The 24,183-nt window shown below is 70.8% G+C and carries 28 protein-coding genes; 20 read left to right on the forward strand and 8 right to left on the reverse strand.

Annotated features, from left to right (window positions below; translation table 11 throughout):
• The first annotated feature begins 19 nt into the window (after positions 1–19).
• The 10 genes from hrcA (at position 20) to AB4K12_RS07070 (ending at position 12,554) form a co-directional block, all read left to right on the forward strand.
• Complete coding sequence (hrcA, locus tag AB4K12_RS07025) at positions 20–1,036, forward strand: heat-inducible transcriptional repressor HrcA (protein WP_362251500.1); 1,017 nt, start codon at positions 20–22, stop codon at positions 1,034–1,036.
• Positions 1,036–2,175: a molecular chaperone DnaJ gene (gene dnaJ, locus AB4K12_RS07030; RefSeq protein WP_368433382.1), complete on the forward strand. Its 1,140-nt coding sequence runs from the start codon at positions 1,036–1,038 to the stop codon at positions 2,173–2,175. The genes hrcA and dnaJ overlap by 1 nt, the downstream gene beginning before the upstream one ends.
• 185 nt (positions 2,176–2,360) lie before the next feature.
• Positions 2,361–3,569, forward strand: coding sequence for a nitronate monooxygenase (locus AB4K12_RS07035; protein WP_368433383.1), 1,209 nt, complete (start codon positions 2,361–2,363; stop codon positions 3,567–3,569).
• A 70-nt stretch (positions 3,570–3,639) separates the two neighbouring features.
• A complete protein-coding gene (locus tag AB4K12_RS07040; RefSeq protein WP_086571567.1) occupies positions 3,640–4,389 on the forward strand; it encodes a 16S rRNA (uracil(1498)-N(3))-methyltransferase in 750 nt (249 codons plus the stop codon).
• A 75-nt stretch (positions 4,390–4,464) separates the two neighbouring features.
• On the forward strand, positions 4,465–5,232 hold the full coding sequence (locus AB4K12_RS07045) for a response regulator transcription factor (protein ID WP_368433384.1): 768 nt from the start codon (positions 4,465–4,467) through the stop codon (positions 5,230–5,232).
• Between the two features lie 139 nt (positions 5,233–5,371).
• Positions 5,372–6,244, forward strand: a complete 873-nt coding sequence (locus AB4K12_RS07050) for a LuxR C-terminal-related transcriptional regulator (protein WP_368433385.1) — start codon at positions 5,372–5,374, stop codon at positions 6,242–6,244.
• Between the two features lie 251 nt (positions 6,245–6,495).
• A complete protein-coding gene (locus AB4K12_RS07055; protein WP_368433386.1) occupies positions 6,496–9,702 on the forward strand; it encodes a DUF6531 domain-containing protein in 3,207 nt (1,068 codons plus the stop codon).
• Between the two features lie 151 nt (positions 9,703–9,853).
• On the forward strand, positions 9,854–10,273 hold the full coding sequence (locus AB4K12_RS07060; protein ID WP_368433387.1) for a hypothetical protein: 420 nt from the start codon (positions 9,854–9,856) through the stop codon (positions 10,271–10,273).
• 42 nt (positions 10,274–10,315) lie between these two features.
• Positions 10,316–11,443: a hypothetical protein gene (locus AB4K12_RS07065; protein WP_368433388.1), complete on the forward strand. Its 1,128-nt coding sequence runs from the start codon at positions 10,316–10,318 to the stop codon at positions 11,441–11,443.
• 106 nt (positions 11,444–11,549) lie between these two features.
• Positions 11,550–12,554: a hypothetical protein gene (locus AB4K12_RS07070; protein ID WP_368433389.1), complete on the forward strand. Its 1,005-nt coding sequence runs from the start codon at positions 11,550–11,552 to the stop codon at positions 12,552–12,554.
• Between the two features lie 55 nt (positions 12,555–12,609).
• Here AB4K12_RS07070 and AB4K12_RS07075 read toward each other — a convergent pair whose 3' ends face one another.
• Entirely contained in the window at positions 12,610–13,494 is an 885-nt protein-coding gene (locus AB4K12_RS07075; protein WP_368433390.1) for an MBL fold metallo-hydrolase, read from the reverse strand.
• A 133-nt stretch (positions 13,495–13,627) separates the two neighbouring features.
• Here AB4K12_RS07075 and AB4K12_RS07080 point away from each other — a divergent pair, with 133 nt between their 5' ends.
• Positions 13,628–14,056, forward strand: coding sequence for a MarR family winged helix-turn-helix transcriptional regulator (locus AB4K12_RS07080; RefSeq protein ID WP_086572916.1), 429 nt, complete (start codon positions 13,628–13,630; stop codon positions 14,054–14,056).
• A 62-nt stretch (positions 14,057–14,118) separates the two neighbouring features.
• Here AB4K12_RS07080 and AB4K12_RS07085 read toward each other — a convergent pair whose 3' ends face one another.
• A complete protein-coding gene (locus tag AB4K12_RS07085; RefSeq protein WP_086572914.1) occupies positions 14,119–14,391 on the reverse strand; it encodes an RNA-binding protein in 273 nt (90 codons plus the stop codon).
• 180 nt (positions 14,392–14,571) lie between these two features.
• On the opposite strand from AB4K12_RS07085, the gene AB4K12_RS07090 reads away from it, so the two are divergent.
• The gene (locus AB4K12_RS07090; protein ID WP_368433391.1) at positions 14,572–14,883 is read left to right on the forward strand and encodes a cupin domain-containing protein; all 312 of its coding nucleotides are present in this window, start codon (positions 14,572–14,574) and stop codon (positions 14,881–14,883) included.
• Here the strand turns inward: AB4K12_RS07090 and AB4K12_RS07095 are convergent.
• Positions 14,880–15,530: a DUF3592 domain-containing protein gene (locus tag AB4K12_RS07095; protein ID WP_368433392.1), complete on the reverse strand. Its 651-nt coding sequence runs from the start codon at positions 15,528–15,530 to the stop codon at positions 14,880–14,882. The two genes, AB4K12_RS07090 and AB4K12_RS07095, sit on opposite strands and share 4 nt — an antisense overlap.
• Positions 15,531–15,660: 130 nt before the next feature.
• On the opposite strand from AB4K12_RS07095, the gene AB4K12_RS07100 reads away from it, so the two are divergent.
• Positions 15,661–16,089 (forward strand): GNAT family N-acetyltransferase, encoded by a 429-nt coding sequence (locus tag AB4K12_RS07100; protein ID WP_368433393.1) that lies wholly within the window; start codon positions 15,661–15,663, stop codon positions 16,087–16,089.
• 87 nt (positions 16,090–16,176) lie between these two features.
• Here AB4K12_RS07100 and AB4K12_RS07105 read toward each other — a convergent pair whose 3' ends face one another.
• Positions 16,177–16,359, reverse strand: a complete 183-nt coding sequence (locus AB4K12_RS07105) for a hypothetical protein (protein ID WP_368433394.1) — start codon at positions 16,357–16,359, stop codon at positions 16,177–16,179.
• Between the two features lie 109 nt (positions 16,360–16,468).
• A complete protein-coding gene (locus AB4K12_RS07110) occupies positions 16,469–17,206 on the reverse strand; it encodes a hypothetical protein (RefSeq protein ID WP_368433395.1) in 738 nt (245 codons plus the stop codon).
• 405 nt (positions 17,207–17,611) lie between these two features.
• Between AB4K12_RS07110 and AB4K12_RS07115 the strand changes: the two genes are divergently transcribed.
• Positions 17,612–17,851, forward strand: coding sequence for a hypothetical protein (locus AB4K12_RS07115; protein ID WP_368433396.1), 240 nt, complete (start codon positions 17,612–17,614; stop codon positions 17,849–17,851).
• 13 nt (positions 17,852–17,864) lie between these two features.
• Here AB4K12_RS07115 and AB4K12_RS07120 read toward each other — a convergent pair whose 3' ends face one another.
• Together AB4K12_RS07120 and AB4K12_RS07125 are read right to left on the reverse strand one after the other, a co-directional pair.
• Positions 17,865–18,146 carry a DUF397 domain-containing protein gene (locus AB4K12_RS07120; protein WP_368433397.1) on the reverse strand — a complete coding sequence of 94 codons (282 nt, stop codon included), beginning with the start codon at positions 18,144–18,146 and terminating at the stop codon, positions 17,865–17,867.
• A gap of 14 nt (positions 18,147–18,160) precedes the next feature.
• A complete protein-coding gene (locus AB4K12_RS07125; RefSeq protein ID WP_368433398.1) occupies positions 18,161–19,012 on the reverse strand; it encodes a helix-turn-helix domain-containing protein in 852 nt (283 codons plus the stop codon).
• Between the two features lie 155 nt (positions 19,013–19,167).
• Between AB4K12_RS07125 and AB4K12_RS07130 the strand changes: the two genes are divergently transcribed.
• Positions 19,168–19,734, forward strand: coding sequence for an ATP-binding protein (locus AB4K12_RS07130; protein WP_368433399.1), 567 nt, complete (start codon positions 19,168–19,170; stop codon positions 19,732–19,734).
• Positions 19,734–19,946: a DUF6255 family natural product biosynthesis protein gene (locus AB4K12_RS07135; protein ID WP_368433400.1), complete on the forward strand. Its 213-nt coding sequence runs from the start codon at positions 19,734–19,736 to the stop codon at positions 19,944–19,946. Before AB4K12_RS07130 ends, AB4K12_RS07135 begins: the two co-directional genes overlap by 1 nt.
• On the opposite strand, the gene AB4K12_RS07140 is transcribed toward AB4K12_RS07135, so the two are convergent.
• The gene (locus tag AB4K12_RS07140; RefSeq protein WP_368433401.1) at positions 19,924–21,102 is read right to left on the reverse strand and encodes a DUF1266 domain-containing protein; all 1,179 of its coding nucleotides are present in this window, start codon (positions 21,100–21,102) and stop codon (positions 19,924–19,926) included. The genes AB4K12_RS07135 and AB4K12_RS07140 overlap by 23 nt on opposite strands.
• A 205-nt stretch (positions 21,103–21,307) precedes the next feature.
• Here AB4K12_RS07140 and AB4K12_RS07145 point away from each other — a divergent pair, with 205 nt between their 5' ends.
• From AB4K12_RS07145 to AB4K12_RS07160, 4 genes are all read left to right on the forward strand, one after another.
• Positions 21,308–21,868, forward strand: coding sequence for a hypothetical protein (locus AB4K12_RS07145; protein ID WP_368433402.1), 561 nt, complete (start codon positions 21,308–21,310; stop codon positions 21,866–21,868).
• 80 nt (positions 21,869–21,948) lie between these two features.
• The gene (locus tag AB4K12_RS07150) at positions 21,949–22,305 is read left to right on the forward strand and encodes a histidine triad nucleotide-binding protein (RefSeq protein WP_362251230.1); all 357 of its coding nucleotides are present in this window, start codon (positions 21,949–21,951) and stop codon (positions 22,303–22,305) included.
• Positions 22,306–22,309: 4 nt separating this feature from the next.
• On the forward strand, positions 22,310–23,218 hold the full coding sequence (locus AB4K12_RS07155; RefSeq protein ID WP_368433403.1) for a ribonuclease Z: 909 nt from the start codon (positions 22,310–22,312) through the stop codon (positions 23,216–23,218).
• Between the two features lie 70 nt (positions 23,219–23,288).
• Complete coding sequence (locus tag AB4K12_RS07160; RefSeq protein ID WP_368433404.1) at positions 23,289–24,182, forward strand: hypothetical protein; 894 nt, start codon at positions 23,289–23,291, stop codon at positions 24,180–24,182.
• Position 24,183 lies beyond the last annotated feature (1 nt).

Raw genomic sequence — 24,183 nt, forward strand, 5'->3', positions numbered from 1 at the left:
ACCGATGGAGGTGCGCGCGGTGCTGAGCGAACGCAGGCTCGAGGTGTTGCGCGCGATCGTCCAGGACTACGTGGGCACCGAGGAGCCCGTCGGCTCCAAGGCGCTCACCGAGCGGCACCGGCTGGGGGTGTCCCCGGCCACCGTGCGCAACGACATGGCGGCGCTGGAGGACGAGGGCTTCATCGCCCAGCCCCACACGAGCGCGGGCCGCATCCCGACCGACAAGGGCTACCGCCTCTTCGTCGACAAGCTGGCGGGCGTCAAGCCGCTGTCCTCGCCGGAGCGGCGTGCCATCCAGAACTTCCTGGACGGCGCGGTCGACCTGGACGACGTGGTGGCCCGCACGGTGCGGCTGCTGGCGCAGCTGACCCGGCAGGTCGCGGTGGTGCAGTACCCCTCGCTGAGCCGTTCGACCGTGCGTCATGTGGAGTTGCTCTCGCTCGCTCCGGCCCGGGTCATGCTCGTGCTGATCACGGACACCGGCCGGGTGGAGCAGCGCATGATCGACTGCCCGGCGCCGGTGGGCGAGAACGCCCTGGCGGACCTGCGGGCGCGGCTGAACAGCCGTGTCGTGGGACGTCGGTTCACGGATGTGCCGCAGTTGGTGCAGGATCTTCCGGAGTCCTTCGAGCAGGACGAGCGCGGAACCGTTTCGACGGTTCTCGCCACGCTGCTCGAGACCCTGGTCGAGGAGACCGAGGAACGGCTGATGATCGGCGGCACCGCCAACCTCACTCGTTTCGGTCATGACTTCCCGCTGACGATCCGGCCCGTGCTGGAGGCGTTGGAGGAGCAGGTCGTGCTGCTCAAACTGCTCGGTGAGGCCAAGGACTCGGCGATGACCGTGCGCATCGGTCATGAGATCGCCCACGAGGGTCTCAACTCCACATCGGTCGTCGCCGTCGGCTACGGTTCGGGCGACGAGGCAGTCGCCAAACTCGGCGTGGTCGGACCGACCCGCATGGACTACCCCGGAACGATGGGAGCGGTACGCGCAGTGGCACGTTACGTCGGACAGATCCTGGCGGAGTCGTAGTGGCCACGGATTACTACGCGGTCCTGGGCGTACGGCGCGATGCCTCGCAGGACGAGATCAAGAAGGCCTTCCGCCGTCTCGCGCGCGAGCTGCACCCGGACGTCAACCCGGACCCGAAGACGCAGGAGCGGTTCAAGGAGATCAACGCCGCTTACGAGGTCCTCTCCGACCCGCAGAAGAAGCAGGTCTACGACCTCGGCGGCGACCCCCTTTCCGCCTCGGGCGGCGCGGGTGCGGGCGCCGGCGGCTTCGGCGCCGGCTTCGGCAACTTCTCCGACATCATGGACGCCTTCTTCGGCCAGGCCTCGCAGCGGGGACCGCGCTCGCGTACGCGCCGCGGCCAGGACGCCATGATCCGGCTCGAAGTCACCCTGGCGGAGGCCGCCTTCGGCACCACCAAGGACATCCAGGTCGACACGGCCGTCGTCTGTACGACCTGCAGCGGCGAGGGCGCGGCCCCCGGCACGTCCGCGCAGACCTGTGACATGTGCCGCGGCCGTGGCGAGGTCTCCCAGGTCACCCGGTCCTTCCTGGGCCAGGTCATGACCTCCCGCCCGTGCCCGCAGTGCCAGGGCTTCGGCACGGTCGTGCCGACCCCGTGCCCGGAGTGCGCCGGCGACGGCCGCGTCCGGTCCCGGCGGAACCTCACCGTCAAGATCCCCGCAGGTGTCGACAACGGCACCCGCATCCAGCTCGCGGGCGAGGGCGAGGTCGGCCCCGGCGGCGGCCCCGCCGGCGACCTCTACGTGGAGATCCACGAGACCCCGCACCCGGTCTTCCAGCGTCGTGGCGACGACCTGCACTGCACGGTCACCATCCCGATGACGGCGGCCGCGCTCGGCACGAAGGTGCCGCTGGAGACGCTGGACGGCGTCGAGGAGATCGACATCCGCCCGGGCACGCAGTCCGGCCAGTCGATCCCGCTGCACCAGCGCGGCGTCACCCACCTGCGCGGCGGCGGGCGCGGCGACCTCATCGTGCACGTCGAGGTCATCACGCCCACCAAGCTGGACCCGCAGCAGGAGGAACTGCTGCGCCAGCTGGCGAAGATGCGGGGCGAGGAGCGCCCGACGGGCGAGTTCAAGCCCGGCCAGCAGGGGCTGTTCTCGCGCCTGAAGGACGCGTTCAACGGGCGGTAGGCCCGGCGAACGTCGCTCTCGCGGACGGCGAACGAACGTCCTCGCGACGGCGAGCCGGGAGGGCGGCGCCCTCCCGGGCGTCAGGGCGACGCCCTCCCGGGCGGCGACCGACGGATCATGACCGGCCCCGGCCACGGCTTCCCCGTGGCCGGGGCCGGTTCGTCGGTTTGTGACACGATGTGGTCATGGCTCCGTTGTCCGGACTGACCAGAGTGACCAGACTGTTCGAGCACCCGATCGTGCAGGCCCCGATGGCGGGCGGCGGCTCCACTCCGGCGCTGGCCGCCGCCGTCGGCGAGGCCGGCGGTCTGGGCTTCCTCGCCGCCGGGTACAAGACGCCGGCCGCGATGCACGAGGAGATCAGGCAGCTCCGCGCTCGCACGGGCCGGCCCTTCGGCGTCAACCTCTTCCTGCCCCAGCCGCCCGCCGCAGCGGACCCGGCCGCAGCCGACCCGGCCGCGGTCGAGGCGTACGCCGAGCGGCTGGCCGGCGAGGCCGCCCGCTACCGGACGCCCCTCGGCGAGCCGGACCTGAGCTCCGACGACGCCTACGACGCCAAGCTCGCCCTCCTCCTCGAGGACCCCGTCCCCGTCGTCTCCTTCACTTTCGGGTGTCCTTCCCGTACGGCCGTGGACGCCTTGGCAGCGGTCGGCACGGTCACGGTGGTGACCGTGACCTCGGCCGCCGAGGCCCGTGCGGCGCGGGAGGCGGGCGCGGACGCCGTCTGCGTACAGGGCGTGGAGGCCGGCGGCCACCAGGGCACCCACCACGACGACCCGCACGCGCACTATCCGCACGCGGGCGGCGCGGGCGCGGATGGCGCGGGCGCGGACGACTCGCACGCGGGCGGTGTGGGCGCCGGGGCCGGGCTTTTGCCGCTGCTGGCCGAGGTCCGCGAGAGCGTGCCGCTGCCGGTGATCGCGACGGGCGGGCTGATGCGGGGCGAGGCGATCGCCGAGGTCCTCGCGGCGGGCGCGTGCGCGGCGCAGCTCGGCACGGCGTTCCTGCCCTGCCCGGAGTCCGGCGCCCATCCCCTGCACAAGCGGGCCCTGACCGACCCGCTGTTCGCCCGCACGGAGCTGACCCGGGCCTTCACGGGCCGCCCGGCCCGGGGGCTGGTGAACCGTTTCATCCGGGAGCACGGCCCCTACGCCCCCGCCGCCTACCCCCAGATCCACCACATGACCTCCGGCCTGCGCAGGGCCGCCGCGGCGGCGGGCGACCCGGAGGGCATGAGCCTGTGGGCGGGCCAGGGCCATCGCCTGGCCCGCGCCATGCCGGCGGGCGACCTCGTCGCCGTGCTGGCCGCCGAGCTGGCCGCGGCCCGCGCCCCGTCGGGCGCCGAGCCGATGGTGCCGGGCCGAGCCGATGATGGTGTCGAGCTGAGCCGATGATGGTGTCGGGCCGAGCCGAATCCGCTGAGCCGATTGTGTTGATCAGAAAGTCCGAGAGAGCGAGTACGTCATGACAGCGCCGGTGTTCCTGGTCGAAGAGGACTCCCTGACGGGCGTCTTCCCCGGCACCGTCTTCTCCCTGAGCGGCTCCGAGGGCCGCCACGCGGTGTCCGTGCGCCGGTTGCGCGTGGGGGAGGAGATCGTCCTGACCGACGGCGAGGGCACCGGTGCCTTCGGCACCGTGGCCGCCGTCGAGGGCAAGGACCACCTCGAGGTCGCGGTGACGTCCGTACGCTCCGAGCCGCTGCCGCAGCCGCGCATCACCGTCGTCCAGGCCCTGCCGAAGGGCGACCGGGGCGAGCTGGCCGTCGAGACGATGACCGAGACGGGCGTCGACGTGATCGTCCCCTGGTCGGCCTCGCGCTGCGTCACCCAGTGGAAGGGCGAGCGGGGCCTGAAGTCGCTGGGCAAGTGGCGCGCGACGGCCCGCGAGGCGGGCAAGCAGTCCCGGCGCCTGCGCTTCCCGTCCGTGGCCGACCCCCTGACGACCCGGCAGGTCGCGGACCTGCTGGCGGGCGCCGCCCTCGCCGCGGTGCTCCACGAGGAGGGCAGTACTCCGCTGGCCACGGCCGAGCTGCCGCCGACCGGCGACATCGTGCTGGTCGTGGGCCCCGAGGGCGGCGTCTCGCCGGAGGAGCTCGCCGCGTTCGCCGAGGCCGGCGCCCATCCGTACCGCCTGGGCGCCAGCGTGCTGCGCACGTCGACGGCCGGGACGGCGGCCGCGGCCCTGCTGCTGGGGCGCACGGGACGCTGGGGCTGACGGCCGGGGCCGCGGTTTCGACGTATTCAACGTACGAAGACGGCGAACGGGGGGAAGGGTGGGCGTGGGGGACACATGGCGCGGCTCCGTGCGCGTGACTACGAGCAGATGCTCGACCTGGCCGTGGCGATCCTGGAGGACGACGCCGCGGACTCGGCATGGCATCTGATCACCGGTCACCTGCTGAAGGCGATGGGGTGCGACTCGGCGACGTTCTCGGTGGTCAACGTCCCGGAAGGGACGGGGGTCATCGAGGGCTGGGCGCCGGAACGGCTCAGTCCGCACGTCCGTGACCTCGTCCCGAGGCGCATGCGCCAGCACCACCCCCTGCTCTCCTACATCGCGGGCGGCGAGAGCGCCCCGGTGACCGTGAGCGAGATCTGCGACACCTGGCGCCAGTCGCAGTGGTACCAGGAGGCCCGCCGCGACTTCGGCGTCACCCAGCAGCTGGGCCTGCCCGTCGCCGGCGGCCCCGACCGCATCAGCCTGGTCCTGATGGGCCGCGACGGGGCCTTCCGCCCCCACGACCTCGCCTTCGCCGCCCGCGTGCAACCGCTGCTGGTCAGGGCGGGCAACCACGTCCAGGCGCTGCGCCGGCTGAGCGCGACGGCCCCGGCGCTCACGGCCGACCACCCCTCCGGTCACGGCCTGACGCCCCGGGAGCTGACCGTGCTGGGCCTGATGGCGGAGGGCCTCACGGCGCTGGGGATCGCCCGGCGGCTGACGATCTCCCCGCACACCGTCAACCGCCATCTCGAGAAAATCTACCGGAAACTGGGTACGAACAACCGCGTCTCCACCCTGCTGCTGGCCCAGCAGGCGGGGCTCGTACCGGCGACCTGATGTCCCCCCACGCGTCCGGCACGCGTCCGGCGCCGGTGGAGGCGCCCCGACCAGCCCCGTAACATGCCGTGCCAGGGGGCTACCCGGCCTACCGGTCGCCGGGGTGACTGGGGGTGGGGACAAAGGGAAGGCAGCCGCCATGCCACAGCTTCATGCGCGGGACTACGAGCGCATGCTCGACATCGTCGTCGCGGTGCTGGAGAGCGAGAACCCCGGCGAGCTGCGGCATCTGATCGCGGAACACCTGCTCGAGGCCCTCGACTGCGGCACGGTCATCTTCGCCCGGCTGCCCGGGGGGGACGACCGCGCGGGGCGCGTCGAGGGCTGGGCGCCGCGGCGGCTGGGCGGCGATGCGATGACCGACATGGTGCAGCGGCGCATGCGCCAGCGCCACCCGCTGATCCCCTACCTCGTGGCCGGCGAGCGCGTCCCGGTGACGATGAACCAGCTCTGCGGCGACAGCCGCTGGCACAACTCGCGCTGGCGCAGCGAGGCCCACCGCGACTACGGCACCACCGACCAGCTGGCCCTCCCCATGCCCGCCGAGAACGGCGCGCTGCGCGCGATCTCGCTCGGCCGCGACGGCGCGTTCACCGAGCACGACCTCGCCTTCGCGGCCCGCATCCAGCCGCTGCTGGCCACCGCCGACCGGCACGTACGCGAACTCCACCGCCTGCGCGAGGCCGTCGCCGCGACCGCCCCGCTCGACGGTCCGGGCGTCGACTTGGGCATCGACCCGGGCGTCGACCCGGGCGTCGACTTGGGCGTCGACTTGGGCGCCGGCGCCGCCGCCGGCCGCCTCGCCGTGCCGCAGTCCCACGGCCTGACCCCGCGCGAACTGACCGTCCTGGGCCTCCTCTCCGAGGGCATCACCGCCCACGGCATCGGCCGCCGCCTGACCATCTCCCCCCACACGGTCAACCGGCATCTGGAGAAGATCTACCGCAAGCTCGGCACCAACAACCGGGTCTCCACCGTACTGCTCGCCAAGCAGGCGGGCATCGTGCCCTGACCACGGCGGCATGGGTAGTTCTTCCCATGGTGGCGGGACCGGCCTGAACGCGAAGATTTCCCTACGGGAACAGGGGCGGGAGCGCCGACGCCGGCCACGGGGGAATCGACGTCGGCGCTCTTCTTCTGCACTCGCTTCACATGCTGCATGACCGCCTGTTGCTTTTACTGACCGTCATAGGATCACCGGAAGCCCATTTCTGGGCGCTCGTGTTCGGTCGTGCGGTTCGGTGAAGCGATGGGGGAGGGCCCGTGGCGGGCGGGGTCGAGGAGTACGTCGGGGACCGGAGCCTCCTGAGAGGCATTCGTCCCGACCTCGTGGAGCTGCCGGGGGCCGCACGCGTCACGGCGGGCATCCGGTGTGCGAAGGACCCGGTCGACGTCGCGACCGGCGTCGTGCTGCTGCCCCAGACCGACGTCACACTGGCCGCCGCCCTGCCACTCGTCGTGGAGCGTACGCACCTCTCGTCCTATCGCGCGGGCGGCTGGTTCGGCCCGACCTGGGCGTCCACGCTCGACGAGCGGGTGCAGCTCGACGCCGAGGGCGTCGTGTTCGCCGCGGCCGACGGCATGCGCCTGGCCTACCCGGTGCCGGCCCCGGGCGAGCCCGTCCTGCCGATGAAGGGGCCGCGCTGGCCGCTGGAGTGGGACGGGCGGCCCGACGGCCTGCTGACGGTCACCGACCCGCACAGCGGCGTCGTCCGCACCTTCGGCAACCCCGCTCCCACGGACACCCCGGGTGCCGTACAGCTGCCGCTGGACAGCCTGCACGACCGCAACGGCGCGCGCATCGACATCGAACGCACCGCCACCGGCATCCCCACCGCCATCCGTCACCACGGCGGCTACCACGTCGCCGTGGAGACGCAGGGCCCGCGCGTCACCGCCCTGCGCCTGCTGGACGAGCCGTCGCAGGCGCCCGCCGACGCGGACGGCACGCTCCTCCTCCGCTACGGCTACGACGATGCCGGCAACCTCACCGAGGTCGCCGACTCCAGCGGAGAGCCGCTGCGCTTCACCTACGACGCGGACGGACGAATAACCTCCTGGACCGACCGCAACGGAACGTCGTACGCCTACGTGTACGACACCCGGGGCCGCGTCGTCCGCACCGAGGGCAGCGACGGCTTCCTCTCCGGAACCCTGTCCTACGACGACGAGACGTGCACGACGACGGAGACGGACTCCCTCGGGCGGCTGCGCACGTACCGCCACGACGGCGCCGGACGCGTGGTCGAGGAGAGCGACCAGCTCGGCAACACGACCCTCACGCAGTGGGCCGCGCGCGGCGACGCGCCCGTCTCCGTCACCGACCCGCTCGGCCGGACGACGCGCTACGACTACGACGACGCCGGCAATCCGACCCGGATCACGCTCCCCGACGGCACGACGGGGGAGGCGGCGTACAACGCCCTGTGCCTGCCGACCGAGGTCACTGAGCCCGGCGGCGCCACCTGGCGGCATGCGTACGACGACCGCGGCAACCTGCTGACGACGACCGACCCGGCGGGCGCCGGGACGCGGTACGCCTATGGCGCGGAGTCCGGACATCTGACGGCCGTCACCGACGCCCTCGGGCACGTGCGCACCGTGGTCTGCGACGCGGCGGGCCTGCCGGTGGCCGTTACCGACCCGCTTGGCCACACGACGGCTGTCCGGCGCGACGTCTTCGGCCGCGTCGTCGAGATCACGGACCCGCTGGGTCACGTCACCCGGATGTCCTGGACGACCGAGGGTCGGCCCAGCCGGCGCGAGCTGCCCGACGGCACGTACGAGACGTGGACGTGGGACGGCGAAGGGAACCTCCTCACCCACACCGACCCCGCGGGCAACACCACCACCCACACCGCCACCCACTTCGACCTCCCGGCATCGCGGACGGAGCCGGACGGCGCGACGTACGCCTTCGCCTACGACACGGAACTGCGCCTGACGGCCGTCACCAACCCGCAGGGGCTGACCTGGTCGTACGACTACGACGAGGCGGGCCGACTCGCCGCCGAGACGGACTTCAACGGGCGCCGGCTGACCTATGTCCACGACAGCGCGGGGCAGCTCCTCGCCCGCACGAACGGCGCCGGAGAAACGCTTCACTTCACGCGGGACGCCCTCGGGCGGGTCGTCGAACAGTGCGCCGAATCAGGGGAAGCCACCACCTACGCGTACGACGCCACGGGCCGACTGACGCGCGCCGCCAACGCGGACGCCGAGGTGACGTACGAGCGCGACGCGCTGGGCCGGGTCCTGTCCGAGACGGTAGACGGCCGCACGACCCGCTACGCCTACGACGCCCTCGGGCGCTGCACGGAACGGACGACACCTTCGGGCCTGAGCTCGCAGTGGACGTACGACCCGACGGGGCGCCCCCTCGCGCTGCGCAGCGACGCCGGTTCGCTCGGCTTCGCGTACGACGCGGCGGGCCGCGAGACCGAACGCCGCCTGGGGGAGGGGGCGACGCTCACCCAGACCTGGAACGCGACGGACCGCCTCGCGTCCCAGACCGTCACGGGCCACCTCGGCGGTGGGCCTGGGGAGGCGGCCGAGCGGCTCCTCCAGCACCGCTCCTACGCCTACCGCGCGGACGGCCACCTCACTGAGATCCGCGAACTGACCTCCGGCACCCGCCGTTTCGACCTCACCCGCGCGGGCCGCGTCACTGCCGTACGCGCCCACGGCTGGACCGAGACCTACGCCTACGACACCGCCGGCAACCTCCTCCACGCCACGGCCCCGGCCCACGAGGCCCCCGGCAAGCGCGACGCCGAGGGCACCCTCATCCGCCGGGCGGGCCGCACCACGTACGAACACGACGCCCAGGGCCGCCTGACCCGCAAGACCCGCAAGCTCCTGAACGGGCAGACCCGTACATGGGCGTACACCTGGGACGCGGAGGACCGCCTGCGGGAGGCGGAGACGCCTGACGGCGAACGCTGGTCGTACGCGTACGACCCGCTGGGCCGCCGAATATCGAAGCGGTGTTTGTCGAACGGCGAGGAAACGTTCTTCTCGTGGGACGACACGCGCCTGGCCGAACAACTGTCCCCGGACGGCACGGTCACCACCTGGGACTACGCCCCCGGCACCCACCGCGCCGTGGCCCAGACCGATCACCGCCCGTCGGCCGACCAACCCCCGCGCTTCCACGCCGTCATCACCGACCCGATCGGCACCCCGACGGAACTGGTGACGCCCGCGGCCACCCTGGCCCTGGCCTGGCAACACCGCACCACCCTCTGGGGCACCCGCCTCCCCGCTCCGCCGGCCATGGCGGACGAACCCGACTGCCCTCTCCGCTTCCCGGGCCAGTACGCGGACGCCGAGACGGGCCTGCACTACGACCGCTTCCGCTACTACGACCCGGAGACGGCGAGCTACGCATCCCCTGACCCGATGGGGCTCGAGGCCGCGCCCAACCAGCATTCCTGCCGGCGGATTCCCGGGGAAGGAGAGGATCGATAATTTTGCAAAGAGGGACCAAGAGGTCCTCCTGTATCAGGATGTTCCCCCAGAAGCGATCACAGAATATTGGCAGTGAAGCAAAGGCTGAGTGAGAGAGGAACCGACGTCAACAGGGTTGTAAAGGGCGACCGACACGCTCGGGAGGTTCCCCGTGACGGAATGGACGATGCTTGAGGCGGTGAGGGAGGACGGTTCGATCGAGAGCGTTCGCGTGTGTTCCTCCGACACTCCTCCCTACGGGCTGAGGGTGGCCAGAGAGGGGCGTCCCGAAGAGGTGTACAGCGAAGGTGATCTCTTCGCCTGTCTGCTGGCTGCCCGCCGGGACTTGGAGCATGGCGGCCTCCTGCTCTGCTGCCAGGGAGCACGGAGTGATGTAACGAGCTCCGGTATGCAGTCTCAGATGACCGGCGGGCGGTTCGTGTACACCTTCGATACCGCAGCCCGAACCGTCAGCGAAGAGACTGTCGACATTTTGGCTCCGGCTCGCCCGGATGAGATCGTCACGGTCGCGGAGCAACGTGCGGCTGTGTTCGCGTTCTACGGTATCGAGGATCACGGGCGCGAAAGATGAGGCGATGCCACGAGCTGGCCTCTCGGAGTGATGCGGGGTTTCATGACCAAGGGGTGTGACGGCGGGGGACTGCGGTATCAGTCGCCCGTCTCCGTGTCGCCGCAGGAAGCCGACGAAGTCTTCGCCCGTGGGAGCGTGAGCGAAATATGCGAGACGCTGGTCGCAGCGGCCCTCCACTTGCCTGATCGGGATTGGGTGGAGCAGCACATCATCGCTTTCCTCGGGGACGGGCGCGCGGAGTTGCGGCGATGCGCTGCCGTCTCGGCGGGACACGTGGCAAGGATCCACGGCACGGTCGGCAAGGAAGTGTTCGATGCCCTTCGGGCACTCTTGACCGACAGCGTGATGTCGGGCGCCGCAGAAGACGCAATGGACGACATCGAGATGTTCGTTGGCGGAGACCAGACGGAAGAGAAGGGCATGAACCTCTGGCTGGCGGATGACGTGTCCGCGCGAACGTCGGGCGCGGTGCTGGAGGAACGGCCGCGCTACGTGGTCGGTGGGCTTGTGGTGGTCGTCGGTGCGCGTATTGCGCAAGAGCTGCGCGAGCAGTACTTGGCCGACACCTTCGGCAGCGTGGACTGGTTGTGGTCCGGCACCGACGAAATGCGGTTCTCTCGGGACGGCGGCAGCCTTGTCGGTGCTGTCTTCCAGGTTCCCGAACAGGAAGCGGAGCTGGCGCGCTGGTGGGAGAGGTGCCGGGATCTCCCTCCCGGTGAAGGCGCGCCCAGTGCGCCTTTGGGGCGCAACTTCGATCTCCTTCCGGCCGACGTCCGCTGGATCTCGCCCAGCGGCGATGTGCTGGTGTGCCTTCGCTCGCAGGCCTCCATCGAGTCGACGGCCGTGGTCCGGCTGCGCATCTCGCGCGACTTCGATCTTCTGTTCATCGACGGCCATTTGGCCGGGTGGCTCCTCGAGAAGCCCGCGACATATCTCGTCGGCGAAGCCGTGGACGTACCGGCCGATGTCACCGGTGACCATGGACTTGGTCGCCTTCTGTCGAAGTACTTGTCGCTCGTTTCCTTGCCCAAGGTGGAGATGATTCAGGACGGGGACGAGGAAGCCCTGGGGGAAATCGGCGGGTTGGAGCGCGAGATCACGATGAACGAGTTGGTGGTGTCGCAGAAGGAAGTCCTGCTCCAAGCCCTGCGGGAGCTTCTTGAGGACTAGCCGTTCGGTTCGTACGTAGGTCTGACGGCCGGCTCCGCCGTCGGGTGGAGGGGGATCGTGCCGGTGGGGGACGTGCGGTGGTGGGGGCGGGTGCGACGGTCGGGGCATGAGTGATGTCGTACGGACGGGCGAGGGGCGCCGGGTGGCGCACGCGACGCTGTGTTGGGCGGTCGCGCAGGGCGGGTTCGCGGTGGGGCGTGTGGTGGGCGGGGCACGGGGGGTCTGGCTGAGTTGGTTCGTTCTTCTTGTTGCCGCGCTGGGGGCGGTCGCGGTCGTGGCCGCGCGGCGGTCGGGGGTACGGCCCTTGGTGCGCGGCCTGTTGTGGACGGCCTGTGCGCTGTCCGCCGTCTCCGCCTTCACGCTGCTGATGGACGTCATCGGGTTGCTGGTCGGCCAGGGTGTCGACAACACGGCTGACGCCGTGCATCACGCTCTCGGGTTGGTCGGCGCGGTGCTGCTCGCCGCCACGGCCCGTTCGCTGCGGGCCGGCGCCGTCTGCGGCCGCTGTGGGCAGCGGCACGCGGCAGCGGTGAGGCCGGATCCGTCCGCCGCTTCCCGCCGGATGCACCTCGTCGCCTGCGCGGGGTCCGTCGCGTTCGTGCCGTTCGCGGTGATGAAGGTGATCTGGGCGACGGGCGGGACGTTCGCCGGGCTGAGTGGCGAGGAGGTGCTCGCGGCCTACGAGCGGAACGGGTCGTCCGGTGTGTGGCTCACGCTGGAGTCCTGGGGGCTCGACCCGACCGCCCTGCTGGCCGCGCTCGGTGTGTTCCTGCTGTTCGGGCTGATCCGGCCATGGGGGCAGGCCTTCCCCCGTTGGACCCTCGTGCTCGGCGGACGGCCGGTGCCGCGCTGGCTGCCGCTGACCCCCGCGGTCATCGGGGCGGCGACGCTGGTGCCGTACGGGGTGCTCGGCGCCGCGTACATGGCCCTGGCCACGACCGGCGCCGTGACCATGCGGCTCGGCGACTTCAGGTCGGAGTCGCAGGCGATCGCCGTGGGCTGGGTCGGGTTCGGCGCCTTCGCCGTCTACGGTGTCGCCCTTCTGCTGGCCACGCGCTCGTACTGGCTGCGGACCCGGCCGGTGTGCGGGGCCGGGGCGTCCGGCAGGTGATCGCAGCGGTGGCGTCGCCTTGATCGTCGGGGCCGGCTCCGGCCTCCCCGGCCGGTCAGGCGTCCAGGGGGCGCCAGGCCGGGCCGTCGCCGTCCCGCTGGACGTGTCCGAAGACCACGTCGGCGAAGTGGACGCCGAAGCCGATCGTGCCGGGCTCGGCCAGCTCGGCGACGAGGCGGTGGCGGTGGTCGGCGGTCCGGGCCTGGTCGTGGTCGAAGCCCGAGGACCAGTCGGGGTGGTCGGCCTGGATCGGCGAGTGCATGGCGTCGCCGAAGGCGATCAGACGGCGTCCGCCCCCGGTGATGACGTACTCGGCGTGCCCGACGGTGTGGCCGGGGGTGATCCGCACGTGTACGCCGGGGAAGATCTCCTGCCCGTCCGTGACCGTGCGTACGCGCGGTGCGAGGGTGGCGACCTGCTCGGTCATGCCCTGGGCCTCCAGGAGGTCGCGCCGGTCCCACTCCTGCTCGGAGATCAGGTAGTCGGAGTGGGCGAGCAGGGGCCGGTCACCGCCGGGGGCGGGGTGGCAGGCCCAGCCGAGGTGGTCGGCGTGGAGGTGGGTGAAGGCCACGGCTTCGATGTCCTCGGGGCGGCGACCGAGCTCGGCCAGGCTGTGCGGGAGCGCACCTCCGTGGATCGCGCCGAGCGGGCCGTCCGGGGCCTCGAGCCTCTGCGGGCCGAAGCCCGCGTCGATCAGCAGTGCGCGGTCGCCGTGCTCCACCAGCAGCGCGCCGACGCTTCCCACGAGGTGGCCCTCGGCGTCCAGGTACTCCGGGTGCGCGGCCCATACCTCGTCGGTGGAGTCCTGGAGCAACTGCAGCGGCCGGAGCCGCACGTCGCCGTCCGGTACGTACGACACCTTCGTGTCGCCCAGCTGGATCGAGCGGATTCCCGCCGGGCGGCGCAGTCGTCCGTCCTGAGGTGCCGTCACGTCAGCCATGGTTCTCCCCTATGCGTGCGTCATCAGGCCGCCGCGGGGCTCTCCCCGTGGCGGCGACGCCCACCATAAGCATCAAGTTCGAATCATTCAAGTTGTAAATATCTAGGTTTGATGGACTTGGTAGGGTGGTGGTATGACGACGTCCCCGGAGACGCAGGCCATCGCCGAGCGGCAGCTGTGCGGTCTGGTGAACGGACTGGCCCAGCGGATCGCCGAGCACGTGCGGGAGCGCGCCGCCACCCTCGGCCTCACCGCGTCCCAGGCGACCGCGCTGCGGGAGATGAGCGGGCCGATGACCATGCGGGAGCTCGCCGAGCGCATGAGCTGCGAGCCCTCCAACACCACCTTCGTCGTCGACAAGCTGGAGAAGCAGAGCCTGGTCGAGCGACACCCGCACCCCACCGACCGCCGCGCCAAGCACCTCGTCCTCACCGCCGAGGGCACCGCTCTGCGCGCGCGCCTCCTCGAGCTCCTCGCCGTGGAATCCCCGCTGTCCGGCCTCAGCCCGCAGGAGCAGCGCGTCCTTCACGGCCTGCTGGAGCAGGCTCTCGTCCGTCCGTGAGCCGGCGGCCGCGCCGGCGCCGGCGCGGCGACCGGAGGTGGCCGGAGGCGTTGGCCGCCTGGCTAGTAGCCGCGGCCTCCGCCGCGGGGCTTGGCGTTGGCCACGTTGACCTTGATGCGGCGTCCCTCGAGTTCCTGCTCGTGGAGTCCGTTGATCGCCGCGTCGGCCTCGCCGGCGGAGCCCATCGTGACGAAGCCGAATCCCCTGGAGCGGCCCGTGTCGCGGTCGCGCATGACGATGGTGTCGACGACCTGGCCGTACGCCGCGAAAGCCTGCCGAAGCGCGTCGTCCGTCGTGTTCCAGCCCAAGTTGCCCACGTACAGCTTCGTCGTCATGGCGGCAACCCTCCCAGGACTTCGGCGAGAGCGCCACGGTGCGTATCCGGACCCGCCGGACAGAAGTCGAATGGAACGGGGCGCGTGACGAGAGGTTTTGCTTAACGGTCGACCACCTGTTGTCCCAGGCCGGATAGCTTCCTGACATCAATTGATCGCGATGTGGAGGGGAGTCATCTCGTGGGTGTGGTCAGCCTGTTCGGGACCGCGGCCGAGCTGCCGGAGGCGTGGAGATCCCGTGTGCTGGGTGAGGTGGGCACGGCCTGCGTGAAGGTGCTGCGCATGGACGCACTGCCGCTCGAGGAGGAGGTCCACGGCGCAGCAGAGGTGCTGCTGGTGCTCGACGGCAGGCTGGAGCTGACGGTGGACGGCGTCGATACGACGGTGGGGCCGGGTGAGATGTACGTGGTGACGGCCGGCGCCCGGCATGCCGTCCGCGCCGGCAGTCAGGGCACGCTGGTGATCGTGGAAGTGCGGGAGGAGGGACGCTAGCGGGTCGGTTCCCCCGGCGGCTTGGGGAAGCCGGTGGGGAAGTCGCTCGGGAAGCCGTCGGGCGGGCCGGTGGGGAGCGGGGGGAGCGAGGGCGGCGCGGGGGGTTCCGGGTGCGCCGCCGGCGACTCGGGGGACGCGGGAGACGTGGGGGACGCCGGCGGCTTCATGTCCCGGGTCTTCTCGAACATGTCCGTCATGAGGTTCGCGGTGAAGGCGAATACGCACGTCACCGCCACGCACAGCAGTGTGCCGAAGGTCAGAAAGCCCAGCGTCACGCGGAACTTGGCCTTGGTCGCGCGGTCGCCCGGCGGCAGGGCCGTCGCCAGGTCCGGCCGGCCCTGCGGGTAGCGCACGAGGACGATGTCGCCCTCGAAGACCGTCGACGGCCCGTCCTCCTCGAAGCGCAGCGTCCGGCCGTCCGGCGTCGTGAACTCGTACGCGTGGCTGATCGTGCTGTTCGTGCTCTCGTGCATGCCGCGGCGCCACGTCGCCGTGGTCACGAACGTCCGCAGGCAGCGCCCTTCGACGGTCACGCCCCGGTACCACGCCTCGTTCAGGCGCCGTCGCCGTACGATCACGCGGGCCGCGGCGGCGAGCGCCCCGACCGTCATGAGCCCGGGTATCGCCGGGAGGACGTACTGGATCACGGGCACCTCGATCGCGGGACGGCGGCACACTGGTCCGTACCAGGCCGTAAGCGATCTTGCCGTCTTATGTCGCCGCGATCAACGCATATTTCCGTGGCGCGCGCCATGCGTGCTGCGCATACTGCGGTTCATGACTGCTGTGGAAAAGCACCTGCTGACCGTCAGCGAAAACGACGCCGAGTTCACCAAGCGGCTCGAGAGCGAACTCGTCGCCTTCAACGACGTCGCCACCGGCGCCGCCCCCCGCGGAGAGTTCTCGGTGAGGGCCATGGACGAGGACGGCGAGCTGATCGGCGGTCTCACCGCCTGGACCTGGGGCGGACTGTGCGGGATCGAACTGCTGTGGGTGCGGGAGGAGTCCCGCGCGGACGGCTGGGGTTCGAAGCTGCTGCGGGAGGGTGAGGCCGAGGCCGTACGACGCGGCTGCGACCGCGCCATGGTCTCCTCCTTCACCTTCCAGGCGCCGGGCTTCTACCAGCGCCACGGCTACGCGGAAGTCGGCCGCGTTCCGGGTATCCCCGGTGGGCATGCCGACGTCTACCTGTTCAAGGTGCTGTGACGGGTCGACGGGCCGGTGGGCATGACGGTGACCGGGGCGCGTGACACCACGCTCCCCGGTACCCGGCACGGCTTGCCGCGCCTCGGCTCACGACCCCCTGTGGTGAGCCTGTAGCACCAGGGCGATCCTGGACCTTATCCAGCGGAACAGCTCCTGGCCGGGAGTCGTGGCGGCCAACTTGAGCACCTTGGTGATGTAGGCATCGGTGGATTCCTGGCCGGCCATCCAGCGATGTCCTGATGTAATGATCGCCGATTCACGCTCAGGCATGACGGTTCCCCCAACTGTCTCTAGATGCGCATCGGCTCTTGTGAGCCGCGAGCGGGTTCCCGCTCGGTTCCGAGCATCTTTACTGTTTTACCCTCTGCTCGAGGCCCCGTCACTCGGTTGGGGCAATTCCGAGGGCGTTTGAGGCACCGAACAAAGATGCGAAAACCCATACGTATGTTTCCGGCACTTTGGCCCTCGTGAGATCGCCCGGATTCGGAGCATCGACAATCAGTACGCCCTGGACTTCATCCCCGGCCCAGGCCCCATGCGCAAGAATTGATCGATAACCTCCACCCAGGGTGAAGTTCAGCTGCGCATCGGGGTCCAGGATGTCCTTCGTGTACACCGGGACTTTCTGTTCCATTACATGCCTCAGGCGAGAGAATTTCTCCGAACGGTTTCCGATCTCGTCAGGTGTGCCGTTCGGCCCGCCGGAGGCCACTTCCTTCACGAAGCGTTCGTTCTTCGAGTCGTACGAGTAGAACGCGCACCGCGCCCCGCCGCCCAGGCTCTCCGCCAGGAGTGGGGCCAGGCGTTCATGAATTTGCGCCGCCTTGGCCGGGGCTTCGGACGGTTTCGTGATGCTTTCGCCGATGTAATCGATGATCGGTGCGAGGAGCGCCTCTCGGCGAGTTCGTTCCTCGAGGCGCGACTTCTTGTGCTGCCAGAACGCCCAGAGCGGGGGTGCCGTCGCGAGAATGGCGATAAGGGTGATCAGGGCGATCTGTGTCGCGCCCTGGGCGTCCTTGGCTATCCAGGTGATGACCGGCACCGCGCCGGCGGGCAGGACGGTGAACGCGAGGATAAGCGCGTCCTGCTTTTTTGAGCCGCTCTTGAGGTCGGGCATTGCACCTTCTTCGGGGGTTTTCGATTACCTCTGATAGGGATTGACGCCGCAGGCGGCACTCATTATCCCGAACCCCTTCGAATTCCGGCCGCCGTCTCCCCTCCCGGTGTGACGTGAAGGCCAGAGCTTGCAGTGACCCGGGGGCGTGTGCCTCGCCCTATGCGCCCCGCGCTGGCCCGCCTTGGCCCCGCGTCACGGGGCGTAGCGGGCATAGGTGAGAATGTTCCCCGACGTTCATCTACCAGGAGTTTTATGTACAAGCGCTCTTCCCGGTTCGCCCTCTGCGTTGCGGCTGCCGCCGTTCTGGGTACTTCGGCGTGCGACTCGTCCGACGACAGCCCTTCCGCTGCCGCGTCTTCCGCGAGTCCTGCGGCTCCTGCGAGCCCGTCTTCCAGCCCCGCGAAGGTGCGCACGCTGGACGGGGGCATGGCGAAGTTGTACGTCCGGTCCGTCCGGAAGAACTACCCGGATCTCGACCACATCAGCGACGATTCGCTCATCACGTACGGCAACGCCATTTGTGTCGCCCGCAGTACGTCCCCGAAGGCGTTCGGGGAGCAGGCCAAGAAGACCATGCGGGAGCTTGGCACCACGCCGACGCAGACGGCCCAGATCCTGGGCAGCGCGGATGCGTTTTGCCGGTAGGCCGGTCGGCTGGTTAGGGGGCGGTGGCCATCGTTTGGGCCGCCGCCCGGGCCAGAGTGCCGGCCTTTATGGCGGATATGAGGGGGCGGAGTCTGGCCGGGGTGGTCGTGACGATCACGTCGGGGGCGTCGCTCTCGCGGAGGTGGATGGTTCCGGCGGGAGCCTCACTCACGTAGACGCAGGAGGCGGCAGCGTCGCTGTATGAGGACTTCTGCCACGTCGGGTTTGCCGCCAGATAGATGCAGGATGAGCCGTATTCGCTGTACGAAGACTTCTGCCAGTTGAGGGGGCTCACGGTGTTCCTCCCGGTCAGAGTGCTTTGGCGATGTTGTGGATGAGGTCCCGTGATGGGTCCGGCCTGAGCGCGACGTGTTCCATGCGGTCGAGAACGAGGCGGCACCTGTCCAACTGGGCTGCGGCATCGATGAGTGAGCCGTTGTCTGCGGTGTCGATCAGCGCAGTGTCGAGTTGCCGGACCGGGCCCTGGAAATAGTCGATGCCGTGGCCGGCGCTGGGGAAGGCTTTGCCTTCAAAGGGGATGACGACAATGGTGACGTTGTCCCGTTCGCTCATGGTGACGATGTGGTCGAGCTGGCTCTTCGCCACCGAGCGGCCGCCGAACTGCATGCGCAGAGCGGCCTCGTGGATGACGGCCGTGTAGGGCGGAGGCGCTTCGCGGTAGAGGATCGCTTGCCGTTTGATGCGGTGCGAGACCCTGAATTCGATGTCGTGCGGTAGAAGCGGCGGCACAGCCTCTCGAAAGATCTCCCGGGCATAGTCGACGGTCTGGAGCAGGCCGGGGATGTTGATCACCTGTGCCACGCGCAGCGCCGTCGCGTGGTGTTCCAGCTCGGCGAGGTCGGTAAGCCCGACCGGCAGCGACTCCCGATACTCCTCCCACCAGCCGCGCTTGCGTTCCCCCGTCATCGCGACGAGCGCGTCGATCAGCGCCTGGTCCGAGCAGTCGTAGTTGCGGGCCAGGGCGCGCACCCTGTCGGCGCTCACGCCGATGCGGGCGGCCTCGAGGTTGCTGATCTGAGCCTGGTTGGTGCCCAGCAGCCGACCTGCCTCCGTTGAGGACACTCCCGCGCGTTCGCGCAGCTTTCGTAGCTCGGCGCCCAGGCGGAGTTGGCGTGCGGTGGCGCTGCTTCTCACAGGCATATGACGGCTCTCTGTTCGTACATGCGGCGCAGGTGTCACCGGTGGGGGTGGCAGTTAAAGCCATTTCCCCGCTTCGGCTAAATAACTTTCATCGCTGACGCTACGGTCTCAGCCAACCGCTTCACGCCAACTCCACCTCCCGCCAGGAGACTTCCATGGCCACCGTATCGCCGTCACAGCCTTGGACGTACACCCTCGAACTCCCGCACGATCCCCGCTCACCCGGCGTGGCACGGCTCGCCCTCCGAGCCGTACTGGACAGCCACGGCATGGGCGAAATCGCCGAAACCGCCACTCTGTTGGCCTCCGAACTCGTCACCAACGCCTACGTGCACACCAAGGGCCCCTGCTCACTCCGCCTGCGTGGCCGACAGGGCGAGCGGGTCCGGGTCACCGTGTGGGACACGAGTCCGGTGCTGCCCACCGAGAGGCGCGGTGGGCCGGAGCGTGAGGACGGGCGTGGGTTGTGGCTCGTGCGGGAGTGTGCCGACGAGTGGGGGAATTCCACGTGCCACCGCGAGGGCAAGTCCCTCTGGTTCGAGTTGATGTGCCCGGTGGGCAAGCCCGCGTGCCGGGAGTGTGCCGTGCTGGGGGCCGCGCAGCGGCGGGCCGTGGACGAGGGGGGCCGGCGGCGGGCCGTGGACGCGACCGATGCCGTGCGGCGGCACGTACGCGACGTCCACCGCGTACCCGCGGACGTGGACGCGGACGGTGCGTGGTGATGACCCCCGCGCGCTACGGAACCCAGGGCGGAACCCAGCGGTTCACCGACTACGGGTCGCTGCGCCCGCCCGGCCTGCCCTCGGTGATCACGCCGAGCCCCGCCGCCCGTCGCGCGGCGGACCGTTCGGCGGCCCGGAACGTGGCGTCCTGGGCCGCCGCGGCGGCCCGCCGCGCCCGTCAGGTCTACTTCACTGCCGCCACGGCAGCGTGAGCCAGGGGCTGTCCTCCTCGGACATCAGCAGACGGTGCGGTTCGAGGACGCTCGTGTACCACGAGCCGAATTCCTCGGTGTCGAAGCGCATGACGCGCCCGAGCGCGTAGCCGGCGGAGAAGTCGGCCCAGGAGGTGTGGTGTTCGCGGGCGAGGGCGCCCGCGCGGTGGATCGCCTCCTCTGCCGTGGCCGCGGAGCAGAGCCGGGCGCCGAGGCCCCAGCGGGCGAAGCTGACGGCGCGGCCGTAGTCGTAGGCGAGCGCGCTGCGCACGTAGCCGTCCGGTTCGAGGAGGCCGTCGGCCCGGAAGCGGGCCTCGTAGCGGAGGATGCGGCCTATGAGGGGCTGGATGACCGCCTCGTCGATGGCCCGTTCGTCCAGGTCGTCGAGGACCTGGGAGCAGGCGCGGCGCCAGGTGTCGGCGTCGAGGGGGGTGTCCGTGGCGCGGGAGAGCTCGCGGCGGACGCTGAGGGCGAATTCGGGTTCCGCCGGGCTGTTGCGGCCCTCCAGCAGGGCGTCCATCTGCTCCTGCCAGGCATGCGCGGTCGTGGTGGCCCATCCGTCGCGGAGGATCTCGGCGTCGCGTTCGTAGTCGTCGTAGGCGTCGCCGAGGTCGTTCCACAGCACGCCGTTGCGTACGGACAGGTGGGCTCCGCAGGCGAGCGCGTGGGCGAGGGGGCCGGTGCGGTGGCCGGTGTCCTTGGTGAGGAGGGAGACGGGGCGGTCGCCCAGCAGGTGCCGCTTCGCCGTGCGCTTCCAGCGGCGGACGTCCCAGGGGCCCGAGGTCAGGAGCATGGCCGCGGGTGTGCCGGGGTTGACGTGCAGGGAGAAGCGGCGGCCGGGCCAGTCGTGGGCGAGCTCGTTGAGCGACGTGCGGACGACGGTGAACTGGGCCCGGCGCGGCAACCGTTCGCCCGCTGTGCGGACCACGACGCACCAGTTGCCCCGGCCGTCCGCGTAGGGAATCCACGGCGGTTTTCCGCCCGACGCGTCCTTGTGGTCCTTGGGGACGTACAGGAACAGGTCCGCTTTGGCGAGGACGCGCAGGTAGCGTCCACGGTCGCCGGCCTTCGCCGCGTCGTGGAGGTCTCGCTCTATCCGGGTCGGCGGCGACCACGAACGGGACGCCGCCATCGCACGGGGTTTCGAAGTGCTCACGGGCGGAACCCTACGTCTCGTCCGGTACCGCCTCAGCCGCAGGCGCGACCATTCCTGTCCGGGTCCAGCCCTGTGTCCACACGAAGTTGTACCGATGGCATGAAGTCGCCCCGGTCTCCCGAACCTTTGCGCGCCGCATGCCGCCCCCCGGGTATGGCCCGGAGGCGTTCTTCCCCACGGATCGGGCCGGTGGGAGACTCCCGCCATGGGCGCGTCGATGCGCAAACGTCTGTCCCGGGCGCGGTACGCGGCGAGCGCCGCCGTGCTCACCGGCGCCGCCGTCATGGCCGTCACGGGCTGCGAGCCCGTCGGCGGGCTCGACGCGGTGACCGTCGCCATCACCACACAGAAGCTCGCCTCCGGCGCGCTCGACCACGAGGGCGTGAAGACGGCCTGGCTGAACTGCCACGGCAAGGCCGAGAACGGCGGCCCGGACAGCGGCGGCGCTACTCAGCCCGTGACCGTCGTCGGCGTCGACTGCGAGGGCCGGACGGACACCGGCAAGAAGATCATCGTCTTCGGCAGGGTCACCGGCATCACCGGCCAGTCCTGCCTGCGCGGTCTGCTCACCGCCAAGGTCGACGGACGCACGGTGTTCTCGGTGAGCGTGCTCGGCGACTGCGGCCACACGGGCGGGGGCAAGCCTCCTGACGGCCCGAAGCCGCCGGACGGCCCCAAGCCCCCTGACGGTCCGAAGCCCCCGCACGGCCCGGCCCCCGGACCCTCGGCGAGCTGCACCGACAAGGCGCCGGTGCAGGGCAAATGACGGGGCGGGTCACCGCGCTCGTACGGACGGACCGGTAACATCCCGACCGTACGAGCCGATGACCCGGGAGGAGCCCACCGGTGGCGGGAGAACCGCAGGCCGACTGCCTGTTCTGCAAGATCGTCTCGGGTGACGTACCCGCGACGGTCGTCAAGGAGACCGAGACGACCCTCGCGTTCCGCGACATCAATCCCCAGGCGCCCGTGCACTGCCTGGTGATCCCCAAGGTGCACTACCCCGACGCCGCGTCCCTCGCCGCCGCCGAGCCGCAGATCGCCGCCGACATACTGCGCGAGGCCGGAGAGGTCGCGCTGCAGGAGAACGGCGACAAGGGCTTCCGCATCGTCTTCAACACCGGCGCCGGCGCCGGGCAGACCGTCTTCCACGCGCACGCCCACGTCCTCGGCGGCCGTGGCTTCAACTGGCCCCCGGGATAAACCCTTGTCCGTCCGCGAACTCGTCATCCTCGGCACCGCCAGCCAGGTGCCCACCCGGCACCGCAACCACAACGGCTACGTCCTGCTGTGGGACGGCGAAGGCCTGATGTTCGACCCCGGTGAGGGAACCCAGCGGCAGATGCTGCGCGCCGGGGTGGCCGCCCACGACCTCAACCGGATCCTCATCACGCACTTCCACGGCGACCACTCGCTCGGCCTCGCCGGGGTGATCCAGCGCGTCAACCTCGACCGGGTGCCGCACCCGGTCACCGCGCACTACCCCGCCAGCGGCGAGCGCTTCTTCAAGCGGCTGCGGTACGCCACGGCCTACCGCGAGACGGTGAAGCTGGTCCCGGAGCCGGTGGCGGGCACCGGGGCGGTGCTCGTCGACACGCCGTCGTACCGCCTCGAGGCGCGCCGGCTCTCCCACCCCGTGGAGTCCTACGGCTACCGCCTCGTCGAGCCCGACGGGCGCCGGATACTGCCGGAACTGCTGGCCGAGCGCGGCATCAGCGGGCCGGACGTCGGCCGGCTGCAGCGCGAGGGCGAGGTCGGCGGGGTCACACTGGACGAGGTGAGCGAGGTACGGCGCGGGCAGCGCTTCGCGTTCGTGATGGACACCCGCCTGTGCGTCGGCGTCCGGGAACTGGCCGAGGGCTGCGACATGCTCGTCATCGAGTCGACCTTCACCGACGAGGACGAGGCCCTGGCCACCGAGCACGGCCACCTGACGGCTGGTCAGGCAGGCAGGGTCGCGGCCGAGGCGGGCGTACGCCACCTGGTGCTCACCCACTTCTCGCAGCGCTACGACGACCCCTCGCTCTTCGAGAGCCAGGCCCGGGCGGCGGGCTTCGACGGCGAGCTGACCGTCGCCCGCGACCTGATGCGCGTACCGGTGCCGAAGCGGCGCTGAACGGTCCCCGACCGCCCCCCGCGGGTCGTGCGGGGTTGCGGCTCCGCGCGTGGCTGCCACCATGTGCACCATGACCGAGCAGGGGGGACCGGATCCGGCCCGGGCACGGGACGCGGCCGATCTGGTGGGACTGATGCGGGAGCTGCGCCATTGTTCGGGGCTCACCTACCGGCGGCTCCAGCAGCGGGCGGCCGACCACGGCAGGGTGCTGCCGCGCAGCACCATCTCCGACGCGCTCGCCCGGGGCGCGGTGCCGCGCGCCGAGGTCCTGGAGGCGTTCGTGGTGGCATGCGGCGACGAACCGCGGCTGGGGGCGTGGCTGGAGGCCAGGGAGCGGATCGCCGGACGGGAGCGGGGCGTCCCCGACAGCGACGACCCCGACAGCGACGACCCTGACGCCGAAGCACCCGTGACCACCGCCCCGGCGGCGGAACGGAGACGGTTCGGCGCTCTGGTGGCGAGGGCGCGGCCCCGGGCGACGTGGCTGCCCGTGGTGGCGGCCGTACTGGCCCTCGGATACGGGCTGTTCGGCGTGGTGCTGCCCCGTTCCGGCGGCGACGAGCGGCCGCCCGCCAGGACTCCCGCGGCCGAGAAGGTGCGGGGTCCCGCGGGCCCGTTCAGCCTGTTCGAGGCGCGGAGCACCAAGGGCGCGACGATCGCGAGCGTGGGATACCGGTACTGGGACACCAAGGACGGGTGGTACGGCATCGAGTACGTGATGCCGCTGTCCCGGGACGACCGCGAGGCCTACGACGACGGCTGGGGCGGCCGGCTGATCATGCACTACGAGGACGGGCGCGGCAGTCACACCACCGTCCTGGTCGACAACCCCGACGGCGAGCAGGACGTCGGCCGGAACGGCGTCCGGCACGGCCTGAAGAACGTGTGGTTCGAGGTCTGCGACTCCCACGGCGGGGAGCTGCGGGGCTGCCAGCGGCTGCGCAAGGCCCGGACCCACACCTGAG

It is taken from the genome of Streptomyces sp. C36 (genome assembly GCF_040932295.1).
Lineage (GTDB): Bacteria > Actinomycetota > Actinomycetes > Streptomycetales > Streptomycetaceae > Streptomyces > Streptomyces triculaminicus.